Consider the following 14372-nt stretch of genomic DNA (forward strand, 5'->3'; position numbering starts at 1 on the left):
CAGTTTTGTGATGCGTGCAGTACATAAACCGGAGGAACGGAATTTAAATATAGAGCAGTGCGAAGCGAAGGCGTTTCGTGAAGGGGGCTTGTGGTAAGGATATCAGCGTGAAAACTGGGTGAACCGGTTACAGAGCGTTGTAATCTTGGCTTGGTTAATGAAAAGGTTGGTAAGCTTATGATTATGCCAGCGTTCATTCTCCGACACGAGCCATTCGTAATGCGCCAACTGCCTTGCAAGTATTATGAAGCTTTCCGGTGAATTCGCACACAAGGATTTCTTGAAACTTCTTCTCGGCTATGAGTATGAAGTGAAGAAAGAGGAAATGTCTTTGGATAAGTGTGTGAATAATCAGGTACCAAGAACGTTTATTTAACATACCTACGAGGAGGCAGCGGTACTAGTTCAGAACTCGTGAAATATCTTATTCCGACAGTGTTCCATATTTTTGAAAAAGGAGGTCATGGATTGGCTTTGGCTAACAGTGTATTTGGTATCGAATTGGCAAGCGCAGGAAGGATAGAATTATATGAAGTACGAACAACTGCAATCTATGAGAATAGAGTGTAAAGTATAAAATGTAAGATACGGTTTTTCTACATTTGACATACTATTTCTCTGTGGGGAAGATGGCATGGCATGAAAGGAAAACGTATTAAAAGGCCTCGAACCAGGTACTTATGGTTCGAGGCCTTTTAATACATTTTTTAGAAGAAATTTAAAACTTGGGAAAAAGGTTTTTAATTGTGTTTGAAATAACGTTGATGATAAGTTCAGTATCTTCATGTGAATCATAACGCAAAAGAGAACCGGAACCTGAAAAAATAAATTTCAACTTAATTTCATTTTCATGTGTTGCAGGTATTTGGTGACATGATAGAACTTTAGCTGCTAAGGCGCTGCAAAAATAATACTGTGCGCTTTGATTGAATGGTATATTTTGCTTTGAAAAGAAAAGATCATTCATAAAGATAGATTTCTGGATAGAGCGCATGACTAGGTTCCTAGAGAATTTATCAGGTTCAGTAAATATTTGATTCATGAAATCAATTTCATCAACTATTTTATTTAGATGTTCTTTTAGGGCATTCTGATATAAATCGTAGATATCTGTATAGTGTAAATAGAAAGTCCCTTTATTAATTTCTGCTTTTTGTGTTAGTTCTGTGACAGTGATTTTATCAATACTCTTTTTTTGAAGTAACTCTAATAAAGCATTACTAATTGCACGTTTCGTTTTCATAACTCTTAAATCAATTTTCGGGTTGTTTTCTTTTGACACGCGTGATGTTTCATTATTTGTGTTCATTCTAAATCCGCTCCTAATAGTAAAAGCAATTGATAATCAACTGATTTGCAAATCCGTTGATTATTGAACGATATATAATTATCGTTCATTGAATAATCAACGATAGTACAATAAAATATTATCATGTAGCATAGAAGTTGTCAAACAGTTAATCTCATTATTATAAATGGAAAGGAAAAATCTTATGAGTAATATTTTAATTAAATTTATAAAGCAACTTAAAGGAGATGTGCATAACGATGTAGATAAATGTCTGTATTGCGGTAAATGTGCAAAGAAATGCCGCCCCAAAGCAATTACCGTGAACCATCAGACAAATGAGTGGATATGGAATACGGAAAAATGTGTAAGATGTGGTCATTGCGTTGACGCATGTCCAGCGAAGAGTTTATGCCTAAGGAAGTAAAACAAATCAAGAGTATATTAAGAAAGGAAGGTATTATGGAAAATATTATATTTTGTTTTTCGGGAACAGGAAACAGTCTGGCAGTTGCACAGGATTTTGCGAAACAAACAGGCAATACGAAAATCGTTTTGATTGCAGATATGATGAGGGAAGAACTAATTAACCTGCCATATGAGCGGAGGGGCATCGTATGTCCGGCTTATTTTAGCAGTTTATCACCAATTATTGAGCAGTTTGTAAAAAGTTGGGTCTCCGTAAAGCAAAATATGTTTATGCAATGATCACTGCCGGAGCGCTCCAAGGTAGTTACTTTGAGAGATTGAATGGATTAATCGCGGAGCAGAGAGGCCATCTTGATGCAAGTTATAAGTTGCAGATGCCAGGCAACTATATTGTTTGATAATGAAACAACTGCACAGAACCATTGTCAAATGGGAAGATATGCGATTGCATCAGAAACTCTGTTGGACTGGATTGAAGAAAATTCGTAAGAACAATGAATATTTTTAATAGGTTATTACTGAGGACCTGGGGGATATTCAGTAAAACTTTGAAAAATAGGTCTTAAGAATTATGAAATTTTCAAAATGGAGAATAAGTATAAGTGCTTCTTGATGTGCCATCGGAATGACAAGTATCTTCTGACAGATTTAAAACAGCTATGGGACCCTAAAATTCATAAGGTGTTGTTAGTAAAGGAAAAAAAGTCAGTTTAGAATGACCTACAGAGTTACATGAAAGATAGGAAGATCCAAACCATTATTTATAATTGACTAACACTCATTTTTGGTATTTACCAAGAAAGTAACTTAACCAATATTTAATAGGAAACCAATAAAATAACATTGACTGAGTTCATTCAATAATGTATACTATGTTCAAATTTTGTAAATAGTTTTACATGACTAGTATTACGAAAACAGTTCTCGAGAGTCCTCAGGAGATTATAAATACCGGAAGAGTACTGTTTTCTAAAATGGATTTGAAAAAATCAAAATAACATGCGAGACATTCGTAAAGGATGGAACGGCAGAAATGAATTGAATTTGTAATCTTTTTTGACAGAGTTGATAAAATTAAGAAACCAGTTGGAATTCTAAAATAGAAGGAAGGTGAGCCAAAGTTCATAACAAGAACTTTGGGAAAAAATGAATGTAGCAAAAGGTGTAGAAACACTGGAACTGACGATGGATATGATGGGGTATCATACTAAAATTTATCCAACACTCTTATGGGATAAGGAAACGGTAATCTTAGTTGATGCAGGGTTAGCTACCAGTTTATCGGAAATTCAGAAAGCTATGGGTCAGACTGGTGTCCCATTTAGTGATCTTAACAAGATAATCATAACTCATCAAGACCTTGATCACATTGGCGGCTTACCAGAAATGTTGAAATCGCTTAATTATCAAGTGGAAGTACTGACCCATGAAGAAGAGAAGCCATATATCCAAGGTGATAAGCCTTTAATAAGAATGAATTCGGAAAAAATAACGAAGATGTTGTCAGCTCTCCCTGACGACCGACGACAGCAGATGGAAAGAACGATCAAGGAAACCAAGCCATACGAAAAGGCCAAAGTTGATAAGACGGTTAAAGATGAAGAAGTTTTACCGTACTGCGGAGGTATTACTGTCATACACACGCCGGGTCATACGCCAGGTCATATTTGCTTATATCTTAATCAAAGTAAAACACTTATTGCCGGAGATGAACTCGATGTCACTGAAGGTCAATTATTTGGGCCCAGGCCAGGATTATCGGTGGATGAAACTACAGCTTACAATTCTATCAAAAAACTTACTCAATATGATATTGAAACTGCAATTTGTTATCATGGAGGAATATATAAAGACAATGTAAATCAACGTCTTTTAGAGTTAGCTAAAGAATTGTAAGGGTAAATATTAATTAAAACCTCTCCCGGCAATTTGAGAGAGGTCTCAATTGTTCCTATATATTTCAATATTTCCTCATTCCGCCGAGTGGTGCTCATGTGCAGACTTTCCGGATATGGAGGCAAAAGAAGCCGAAAAGAATACCCTATATTTCGTAAAGGAGTGAATGAAAATGACATTATATGAAACGATTTTTGTACGGAGACAGGTGAGAAAATATAATAAAGCTCCGTTGGAGAAAAAAACACTGGAGAATATTCTTCAGTATGCTACAGAAGCTGATCAGCTTGTCGGTCAGTATGCTAAGTTTGAGATTGCTTCTGCCGACGCAGTAAATAACGGTCAATCTGCCCCCTATTACTTGTTAAGCTACTGTGACGACAGCAATGCAGCCTATGCAAATGTGGGTTATGTATTGCAAAAAGCAAATTTATATATTCAAAGTATTGGTCTTGGAAGTGGCTGGTTCATGAACCCGAAGCCCAAAGATAACAAAGGAAATTATTGTATAGCTCTTGCCTTTGGCGGAACGGATATTCCTGTAAGAAAAAATCTTGATGAATTTAAACGGCTGCCTGTTAAAGAAATCAGCCAGATAGATAATGCTGTCGCGAGGGCCGTACGCCTGGCCCCATCTGCTATGAACTCGCAGCCGTGGAAACTAAACTTTGAAGATGGAAAAATAATTATTAAGGATTTGGGGCGTGGCATAATGCGTGTAATGTTGCGTAATAAGTTAAACAAAATTGATATAGGAATTGCAGCCAGACATGCCGTGACAGCCCTAGAGCAGGACGGAGAAAAGGTAACCGGCATTATTCCAAAAACAAAGGGAAAAGAGTTTAAAGTAGAAATATTGTATGAACAGCAGTGATTTGTGATTGTCAAGATCCCCCCATCAAGGAGAGCGAAAGGAGAACACTATGAAAACGGCTATTATTTATCATTCAGAGCATCATGGAAATACAAAAAAAATATTGGATGCAATAGTAAGACAAGGCGATGTAACTTTGATTGAGGCATCCAGTAATCAGCATACCGACCTTTCAGAATATGACCTGATTGGTTTTGCATCTGGCAATTACTATTCAAAATTCCATGATAGCGTGCTGCAATATGCAGAAAAGAATCTTCCAAGTGGAAAAAAGGTATTTCTAATATACACCTATGGTGCAAAAGAGCCTCGTTTAGACACAATCAAGCAAATTACAGATTTAAAAGGAGCACAGATGATGGGCACTTATGGCTGCCTTGGCTTTGACACATTCGGGCCATTTAAGCTTGTAGGCGGCATAGCAAAAGGGCGTCCCAATGAAGAGGATATAGCGGGGGCAATTAAATTTTTTATGGATATTAGTAAGATTTAGAGGGATTTGATGAAAAAGAATAATGGTTAAGTTTTTGCGAAGAGAGGTGTCATGATTAAATTGCAAAGCAAAACTTCAAGAATCATAGTTGATGTATTTATGTTACTCTTTCTCATTCTTTCTTTATCTGGATGGGTTGGCAAAGAAGTTTTTCATTACATTGCCGGATCAATATGCTTTCTGCTTTTTGCTGTACATTTATATATAAATAGGAAATGGATGTCCTCAGTTAAAAAGGCATATAAAACAGATAAATTGGAGAAATCAGTAAAACAGCGATACAGGGTTAATCAGTTTTTGATTGTAACTTGGACCCTTACTTTCATTTCGGGGATTCTTGCCATGATAGGCTATATATTTGAAATAAAAAGTTTGATTGCTTTATTTGGCGGACATCATGGATTGCATGTGTTTTTCTCCCGGTTAGGTTTAGTAGCTATTATTTGCCATGTCATACAACATGCTAAACAAATTGCGTTATATATTAAACTTAAAAAATCAATAGCATTAGTAATTGGAGCAGCAATGGCAATAATTGTAATAGCAGCAAGCTATTTTTGGATAAGTTTTTTCCCTAGCCCGTTTGCGAACAGTGTTTCAACGGAGAAAATATCCACAGGTATGGTATCCATGACGGGAGACAGCGATGTTTTAGTGGCTTATTTTTCTCTGGCCGGCAATAGAGAATATTCATCTGATGCGGTGGACGCAGTTTCTTCCGCCAGTCTAAAAGTACAGGATGACCAGGTGCTTGGTCATGCGGAGATACTGGCGTTGTCGGCGCATGAGGCGACAGGCGGTGATCTTTTCTTTATTGGGGTCAGTGAAAAATATCCTGAAACCTATGGCGATACAATGAATAGACACCGCAGTGAATTTTTTGAGAACGCCCGCCCTGAGCTTATTACCCAAGTAGAACGTATGGAAGGTTACAATACGGTTGTTTTAATTTATCCCAATTGGATGGGCAGATTGCCGCAGGCAGTTCTTACTTTTCTTGAGGAATATGATTTTTCTGAAAAGAAAATTATCCCAATTGTGACCAGTCAAGGTCTCGGACTTGGTTCCACTCCTGAGCAGATTACATCCGCTTGTCCGGACGCATCAGTCATAAACGGGCTTTCAGCGAGAAATGAAAATGCCGTCAGTGAGTTCTTAAAAGAAGTAGGAATTGCGAAATAAAAGAAGTAGGATAAAAGAGTTTAAGTACAAATATCAAAATTTTCAACCCAAATACGAATAGGAGAAAAAACATGACATTTACTGAATTTAAAATACTATTCAAGAAACATCAAGGATGTATTACGGAAGTGAATCATCACTTTTCGGACTATTATACGGCTAAAGTGGCAGTTGAAAAGGGCTTTACGTGGGCAGCAGGTGAATACGCCTATTTCACTCTAAAAGACGAGAGAGTTAAAGGAAGGCCATTTAGAGAGTTATCCATTGCATCAATACCTGAAGACGGATATGTACTGCTTGGATTCAGAACTGGTGAAACGCCCAGTTCATACAAGCAGTTTATCATTGATCATGGAGTTAATGCAGAAATAAGTATCAGAGGCCCTATTGGTGATTTTAAGCTGAGAGATGACAAAAGACCGGTGGTTCTGTTTGCGGCTGGTGTAGGTATTACACCGATTTTCTCAATTTTGAAATCAATAAGAAGTAATCAGCAAAGGGAAGTGTATGTAGTCTACCCTTCATCTCAGCATCACCTTTTTAAGAAGGAAATTGACAGTATCGCTGATAAGAATCCGAAAATTCATTTATCATATATGCATAAATCTGAAGAAGCGCAGGCCAAACTTACCGAGTTGGCTAAAAAGCTTGGAAATGAAGCATATTACTATACTGCTGGATCTGGCCGGGTTATTAAGAGCATCAGGAACTTGCTGAAAGGATTAGGGATTCAAAAGAACAATATGCTGAATGACCATTTTGAAGGATATAAATAACAGCAGAAGTTATATACACAAGGAGGCAATATTATTGATAAAAATACTCAAATACCTCAAAACGAAGGAATGGCTGATGGCAGGCATTAGTCTTATTTTCATCATTGTACAGAGTTGGCTCGACCTTAAGCTCCCCGATTTTATGTTCGAGGTAACGAAGCTGACTCAGACACCGGGCAGTGAGATGAACGCCATCTGGCTTAATGGCGGATATATGCTGCTGTGTGCTTTGGGAAGCCTTGGAGCCGCAATTACTGTAGGATATTTTGCATCGAGAATCGGCGCATCCCTGTCGCACCGCTTGCGCAGTATGTTATTTAATAAGGTAGACTCCTTTTCGATGGAAGAAATCAACCGTTTTTCAACCTCCAGCCTGATTACCCGCTCAACAAATGACGTCACACAGATTCAAATGCTGGTCGTACTGGCTCTGCAATTAGCCATTAAAGCGCCGATTACGGCTATTTGGGCCATTACTAAGATTGTAGGCAAAGGTTTTGAATGGTCTGTTGTCATGGTCTTTGCTGTCTTAATCCTTGTTATCACAGTTGTGGCTATCATGATATTGGCATTGCCAAAGTTCAAAAAAATGCAGACCCTTACCGACAATATCACACGTATAGCAAGGGAAAATCTTACAGGATTACGTGTTGTCCGCGCTTATAATGCTGAGGATTACCAGGAAAATAAGTTCGAAGAAGCAAATGGAGAACTTACGTATGCGCAAATGTTTACCAACCGTACTATGTCGATGATGATGCCGGTTATGACTGCACTCATGAGCGGACTTTCACTTTCCATTTATTGGATAGGGGCATATCTGATTGATTCTGCGGGCGCTATGGATAAGCTGACAGTATTTTCCAACATGACCGTCTTTTCAAGTTATGCCGTGCAGGTCATCATGTCATTTATGATGCTTGTAATGGTATTCATTATGCTACCCCGTGCCAGTGTTTCAGCGAAGCGTATCAACGAGGTGCTTGACACCCAGCCCCGTATTTTGGATGGTAACAAGACGGATGGAAAACCAGGCATCACAGGTGAAATCGAATTTAAGTCTGTCAACTTCAAATATCCTGATGCAGCGGAGAGCGTCCTAGAAGATATAAGCTTCACTGCCAAGCAAGGTGAAACTGTAGCCTTTATTGGTTCTACCGGGAGTGGCAAATCAACATTAATTAATCTTATTCCCCGATTCTTTGATGTAACCGGGGGTGAAGTACTGGTTGACGGCGTGAATGTAAAGGATTATAAGCTGGAATCGCTTCTCAATAAAATTGGATACGTACCGCAAAAGGCTGTTCTTTTTAAAGGAACTTTAGAATACAATGTCGCTTACGGAGATAACGGCAGCCAAGAAGAATATGATATGGACAGTGTGAAAAATGCTGTGCGAATTGCACAGGCGGCTGAATTCGTTGAGAAAATGGATGGGCATTATGAAGCTCCCATAGCACAGGGTGGAACAAATGTATCAGGCGGCCAGAAACAACGGCTTTCCATCGCAAGAGCGGTGTGCCGTAAACCTGAGATCTACATTTTTGACGACTCCTTCTCGGCTCTTGACTATAAAACAGACCGTGTGCTCCGCAGTGAACTAAAAAAAGAAACAGCAGGCGTAACAAGTTTAATTGTGGCGCAGCGAATTGGAACGATTATGGATGCAGATCAGATTATTGTACTTGACGAAGGGAAAATTGTCGGGAAAGGAACCCATAAAGAATTACTTCGCAACTGTGCTGTATATAAGGAAATTGCTGCTTCGCAATTAAGTGAGGAGGAATTGGTATCATGAGTGAACAGAATACAAGAAATCAGCCCATCGGTCCTACAGGAGGACCGATGGGTGGATCTGCCGGCATGGGAGGCGGAGAAAAGGCAAAGGATTTTACAGGAACCTGGGGTAAGCTAATACGCTACTGCAGGAGTTATATGCCTGCAATCCTGGCCGCTCTTATTCTCGCAGGTTCGGGGTCGGTACTCCAGATTGTTGGCCCGGATAGGCTGAAAGATATGACAAATGAAATCATGAAAGGACTTCCTGCTCTGGTAAACGGACAGCCCATATTTGGTGATATTGATTTTAATGCCATATTTGATATTGGTATGGTACTGGTTTTCTTTTATACATTATCAACCATTTGCAGTTTTGCCGAGAATTTCATCATGGCAACAATGACTGCTAAAATATCAAAAAACATGAGGACGGATATTTCACAAAAAATCAACAGATTACCCCTTAAATATTTTGATAAAACAAGTTATGGCAACGTCCTCAGCCGTGTGACCAATGATGTCGATACCATTGGGCAGACATTGAATCAGAGCATTGATAATCTGGTAAGAGCGATTACTATGTTTGCCGGTTCCTTGATTATGATGTTTTACACCAACTGGATACTGGCACTTGTAGCTCTTTTCGCCACTGGTATTGGCTTCGCTCTTATGATGGTCATCATGTCAAAATCGCAAAAACATTTTAAGGTGCAGCAGCAGGGCCTGGGCAGCATCAACGGCCATATTGAAGAGATTTATTCGGGGCACAATGTTGTTAAGGCATATAACGGCGGGAAAAAGGCAAAAGAGACTTTTGAGGGGATTAACGATTCGCTTTATGAGAGCGGCTGGAAATCCCAGTTTATGTCGGGAATGATGCAGCCAATCATGACATTCATAGGGAACTTTGGCTATGTGGGCGTCTGCGTGGTCGGAGCAGCATTAGCTATGAGCGGCACAATATCGTTCGGTGTCATTGTGGCATTTATGTTATATATCCGTTTGTTTACGCAGCCACTATCTCAATTGGCCCAGTCTATGCAGCAACTTCAAAGAACCGCCGCCGCCAGTGAACGTGTCTTTGAATTTTTCCATGAAGAAGAATTGACTGACGAAAGCCAAAAACTCAAAAAGTTAGAAAATATCAAAGGTGATGTAGAATTTAAGCATGTTCGCTTTGGTTATGAGGAGAATAAAACAGTTATCAACGACTTTTCCGCAAAGGTAAAAGCCGGACAGAAAATCGCTGTCGTTGGTCCTACTGGTGCAGGAAAAACAACGTTGGTTAATCTGCTCATGCGTTTTTATGAAATTGATAGCGGCGAGATTTGTATTGACGGAATGCCAATAAATCAAATTACGCGGGAAAATGTCCATGAGCTGTTCTGTATGGTATTGCAGGATACATGGCTCTTTGAGGGAACCATAAAAGAAAATATTGTCTATTCAAAACCAGGCGTTACCGACGAAGAAGTAGTTGCTGCCTGCAAGGCAGTTGGGCTTCATCACTTTATTCGGACACTGCCACAGGGCTATAATACAATTCTGGATGACAAAGCCAGTCTTTCGGCAGGGCAGAAGCAGCTTGTTACAATTGCCCGTGCCATGATCCAGAATGCGCCGCTTTTGATACTGGATGAAGCGACAAGCTCAGTAGATACCCGTACCGAACGAATTGTTCAGCAGGCAATGGATAAGCTGACAGTTGGCCGCACATCTTTTGTCATTGCGCACCGTTTATCAACCATAAAAAATGCTGATCTGATTCTTGTGATGAAAGAAGGGGATATTATTGAGAGTGGGAATCATAAGGAACTCTTGGAAATGGGGGGCTTTTATACTGAGCTCTACAACAGCCAATTTGAGCCTGCTGCATAAAAAATAAATTGGTATTTGTTATTGTTGACCAATTAAAGGAGGAAAACCATATGGACAAACAAATATCACGATTACAGGATCTTATTGATACAAGTAAATTTACGGTTGTGATTACAGGCGCGGGAATCTCAATGCCGGCGGGGATTATGGATATGCAGCATATGAACATTCCTGAGGTGATGCAGATCACCTCCACGATAGTTTTACGGACGACTCCTAATCATTATTATAAATTAATGCAAAAAGCTTTTTTAAAAGCAATGTTTGTTACTGGACCGAGTATAACCCATAAAAAAATAGCAGATTTTGAAAAACGTGGCATGGTTCAAGGTGTTATTACGACGAACATTGATTGTTTGCATACACTGGCAGGTTCGCAGATGGTTGCTGAAATTCAGGGGAGCTTTGGAGTTAATAAATGTCTAAATTGTGGACAGCATTACGATGATGTTCATATCTGGAATCAAGGCAAAGTACCACGATGCCAAAAATGTGAAGGAGTTATTGCATCATTTCCAGTTTACACTCATATTGGGCTGTCCGATGTAGAATATCACAGGGCCAGTAAATGGATATCCCAGGCAGAATTGGTTATTATAGCCGGATCGAAAGGTAATTACGGCGGCTATTTCAATAATATTAATCCCGAAGCTAAGGTGGTACAAGTTAATCCACAGTCGACGTCGTTCGATAACATAGCAGTTCTTAATATTCGTAAAAATGCAGACGATGTATTTCGTTTATTGAAATAGTGGTATTGGGATTAAGTATTTCAAAACATTCAATTTCAACCGTCCACAAAATAAAGGAAGAAAATCAATGATACTCGAACGGAAAATGCAAATTAACCTCCCTGACTTAAGACAACAGTTTGGGGATTTTCATAACAATCTTAAAATAGAAGGACTTGGCGATCCAAGACGATTTATATTGGAATTTGCGGAGTTTATACAGGTTTATAACAGTGCAATGAAAGGAATCAATACAAAACTGGAGGTACTTGATGATGAATTTCATATCCGAAACAGTCACAATCCTATCCATCATCTTGAATGCAGGATAAAGGGAATCAAAAGCATTGCTGATAAAATGGAGCGATATGGAGCCCCACTTACCCTGGATTCCGTTCGGGAACATATATTGGATATTGCCGGAGTACGGGTAATCTGCAATTATATTGATGACATATATGTAATGGAAAAGCTGCTTCTACAACAAGCGGACATTACGTTGATTAAACGAAAGGATTATATTGAGCACCCCAAAGAAAACGGTTATCGCAGTTTACACCTTGTTGTAAAAATTCCGGTATTCTTATCAGATAAAACAGAGTATGTCCCGGTAGAAATACAAATGAGGACAATTGCAATGGATTATTGGGCTAGCTTAGAGCATACACTGCGATATAAGAATGATAAAAACGACATGATGGAATATTCAGCTATGCTGCTGGACTGCGCTAATATATTAGCTAATACTGAAAAAACGATGCAACAGATCCGTATTAGTATCGAAAAATAAAGAGGTATATTACGCATTGAAGCTAAAAAAGAGAGGATTGATATGGAAAAGCAAATTATAATTTTTATGTGATTTTTCTGAGATATTGCTACTATTGAGAAGATTCGCATAAGTATAGTTCATTTCTGGCAATTCATAAGGTATATACGTTATCCTGTAAATGAAATTTGTCATCTTGTGCATATTTCATAACAGTAAGTGAATCTAGAATTGTTTTGTTCCAAACACGCAACGACTCACGGTATTCATCCCGAATAATGTTTTGTCTCAAGTGCAATGACTTTTTCGCCGATGATGGTGTATATGCTTTTCGTTATTATTGTGGTATACTAAACATATAATTTAGTTGTAAGATGCAGTTGACTGAATTCGTTCAATGATATATTATAAGATATATGAAAATAAAAGGAGTATCATATGGCAAGAATTACAAAATCAGTAGAAGAGCGTCGAAAGGAAATCATAGATACAGCAAAGGCACTTTTCATGGAATTTGGATTTGATAAAACACAAATTTCAGATATAGCCAAAAGTATGAATGTAGCACAAGGACTAGTATATCATTATTTTAAATCTAAGAGTGAAATGTTTTATGCTGTTATCGATGAAATGGCAGAAGAAAAGCGTGGTGAAATTGAATTGGCCATGCATGGGAATGAGAAAACAGCATTAGAAAGACTTTATAAGCTGCTAGGTATCAAAATGCAGTCGGACAATTTTGGAAAACTAATTACAGGTATTTCAGACGATGCGGCAATGATTGAATATTGCACCAATAAAATGACAGAAGCAGCTTTGCAGATATTGATCACCCTGATTAAACAGGGCAATGAGGATGGCTCCTGGAATTGTGCTTATCCGGAAGAATCAGCATTGTTTATTATCCGTGGTTTCAGCGTTTTTTTTAATATCACAGGACTCGAGGATAAAAAGGAAGAGAAAGAACAAACCTTTCTCTATATAATTTTACGAGTTCTTGGCGCGACTATTAGTTAAGATAACAGAATGGTTATAAAAAATAATGGAATTTTTAATTGCATATCTGAAATTTACAGATATGCATTATTTTTAAAAAACTATTGAATGAATTCATTCATTATATATGTAATTAAAAATAAGGAGCTTATTATGACAAAAAAGAAAGTAATGACAATTGCAGGCATTATCGTAGCTGCAGCGGCATTGACGGGAGTTATAGTACCCGGAATTATCAGGGCCAACAGGGAAGAAATTGTGACGGAAGTCCAACCGGTTGTGAGAGCACAGAATCCCCAAGTACGGACCATTTCTGTTGACAGTGAACTTATTGGAACCGTTGAGCCGGACAGCATTGCTTACGTGACCCCTTTAGGGGCAGGAGAAGTGACAAGTATCGGCATTAAGACAGGAGATGTAGTTACAGCTGGTCAGCTTCTATGTGTTATCGACACCAAGCAGGTAGAGAGTGCTAAAATCAGTGTTGAAACGGCGCGAGTAAGCTACGAGGACTCCAAGAGGGATTTAGACCGAAATGCTGTTCTTCATGCTGCAGGGGATGTGTCCGATGCAGCTTATCAGACCATGGTTGATAATACGGAGCTGGCACGGCTCCGGTACGAAAGTGCTAAGGTCGATTACAATATTCAGTTAGAGAGCAGTCAGGTCACTGCTCCCATCTCAGGCCGGATAGAAAGCTTCAACGTCCGTCTTCATGACATGATTTCTCCCCAGACAACCATATGCGTCATTTCCGGTGACGGGGGAAAGGCGGTCACTTTTTATGTGCCTGAGCGTATCATGACGGGGCTTCAGGTGGGAGATTCCATCCGTGTGGAGAAGAACGGCACGGACCACAGTGCAAGCATCTCAGAAGTGAGCACCATGATTGACGAGAACTTCGGTTTATTTAAGGTAAAGGCATCTGTTCCCAGTGGAACGGCCCTTGCTACTGGGATCTCGGTGAAGCTCTATGTCACATCACAAAAGGCAGAGAATGTCCTGACAGTTCCTATAAATTGTATATATTATGAAGGCGGAGTTCCTTGCGTTTATACATATGCTGACGGCACCTTAAAGAAGAATGAGATCACCGTAGGGCTGTCTGATGATCAGTATGCAGAGGTTCAGGCGGGCATAAGAGACGGAGACAAGGTGGTCACTACATGGACCAAAGAGATGTTTGAAGGCTCCATGGTTACCCTTGAGGGTGAGACCACAGAAGAAAACGAAAAGGCTGAACAGACAGAAGTAGAATCTTCAAGTTCTGTACAGTAAGGG

Annotated in this window: 14 protein-coding genes; 13 read left to right on the forward strand and 1 reads right to left on the reverse strand. The window is 39.1% G+C overall.

Annotation, left to right across the window (positions count from 1 at the left end):
* Positions 1-718: 718 nt before the first annotated feature.
* Entirely contained in the window at positions 719-1309 is a 591-nt protein-coding gene (locus RT269_RS04670) for a TetR/AcrR family transcriptional regulator (protein WP_313180851.1), read from the reverse strand.
* 184 nt (positions 1310-1493) lie between these two features.
* On the opposite strand from RT269_RS04670, the gene RT269_RS30340 reads away from it, so the two are divergent.
* The 13 genes from RT269_RS30340 (at position 1494) to RT269_RS04730 (ending at position 14369) form a co-directional block, all read left to right on the forward strand.
* A complete protein-coding gene (locus RT269_RS30340) occupies positions 1494-1715 on the forward strand; it encodes an ATP-binding protein (protein ID WP_442913811.1) in 222 nt (73 codons plus the stop codon).
* 35 nt (positions 1716-1750) lie between these two features.
* Positions 1751-1996 (forward strand): hypothetical protein, encoded by a 246-nt coding sequence (locus RT269_RS04675; RefSeq protein ID WP_313180852.1) that lies wholly within the window; start codon positions 1751-1753, stop codon positions 1994-1996.
* Positions 1997-2863: 867 nt separating this feature from the next.
* Positions 2864-3613 (forward strand): MBL fold metallo-hydrolase, encoded by a 750-nt coding sequence (locus RT269_RS04680; protein WP_313180853.1) that lies wholly within the window; start codon positions 2864-2866, stop codon positions 3611-3613.
* A 172-nt stretch (positions 3614-3785) separates the two neighbouring features.
* Positions 3786-4487, forward strand: a complete 702-nt coding sequence (locus tag RT269_RS04685; protein ID WP_313180854.1) for a nitroreductase family protein — start codon at positions 3786-3788, stop codon at positions 4485-4487.
* 49 nt (positions 4488-4536) lie between these two features.
* Positions 4537-4980, forward strand: coding sequence for a flavodoxin family protein (locus RT269_RS04690; RefSeq protein WP_313180856.1), 444 nt, complete (start codon positions 4537-4539; stop codon positions 4978-4980).
* Positions 4981-5031: 51 nt separating this feature from the next.
* A complete protein-coding gene (locus RT269_RS04695; RefSeq protein WP_313180857.1) occupies positions 5032-6162 on the forward strand; it encodes a flavodoxin in 1131 nt (376 codons plus the stop codon).
* A gap of 71 nt (positions 6163-6233) precedes the next feature.
* Complete coding sequence (locus RT269_RS04700) at positions 6234-6938, forward strand: FAD-dependent oxidoreductase (protein ID WP_313180859.1); 705 nt, start codon at positions 6234-6236, stop codon at positions 6936-6938.
* 34 nt (positions 6939-6972) lie between these two features.
* Positions 6973-8736, forward strand: coding sequence for an ABC transporter ATP-binding protein (locus tag RT269_RS04705; RefSeq protein ID WP_313180861.1), 1764 nt, complete (start codon positions 6973-6975; stop codon positions 8734-8736).
* A complete protein-coding gene (locus RT269_RS04710; RefSeq protein WP_313180862.1) occupies positions 8733-10595 on the forward strand; it encodes an ABC transporter ATP-binding protein in 1863 nt (620 codons plus the stop codon). The genes RT269_RS04705 and RT269_RS04710 overlap by 4 nt, the downstream gene beginning before the upstream one ends.
* Before the next feature lie 50 nt (positions 10596-10645).
* Positions 10646-11347, forward strand: coding sequence for an SIR2 family NAD-dependent protein deacylase (locus RT269_RS04715; RefSeq protein WP_313180864.1), 702 nt, complete (start codon positions 10646-10648; stop codon positions 11345-11347).
* Between the two features lie 67 nt (positions 11348-11414).
* Positions 11415-12116, forward strand: a complete 702-nt coding sequence (locus RT269_RS04720; RefSeq protein WP_313180865.1) for a GTP pyrophosphokinase — start codon at positions 11415-11417, stop codon at positions 12114-12116.
* Positions 12117-12533: 417 nt separating this feature from the next.
* The gene (locus RT269_RS04725) at positions 12534-13112 is read left to right on the forward strand and encodes a TetR/AcrR family transcriptional regulator (protein WP_313180866.1); all 579 of its coding nucleotides are present in this window, start codon (positions 12534-12536) and stop codon (positions 13110-13112) included.
* A gap of 132 nt (positions 13113-13244) precedes the next feature.
* Positions 13245-14369, forward strand: coding sequence for an efflux RND transporter periplasmic adaptor subunit (locus RT269_RS04730; protein ID WP_313180867.1), 1125 nt, complete (start codon positions 13245-13247; stop codon positions 14367-14369).
* The last annotated feature ends 3 nt before the right edge of the window (positions 14370-14372 follow it).

The organism is Lacrimispora sp. (assembly GCF_032078915.1).
GTDB lineage: Bacteria > Bacillota > Clostridia > Lachnospirales > Lachnospiraceae > Lacrimispora.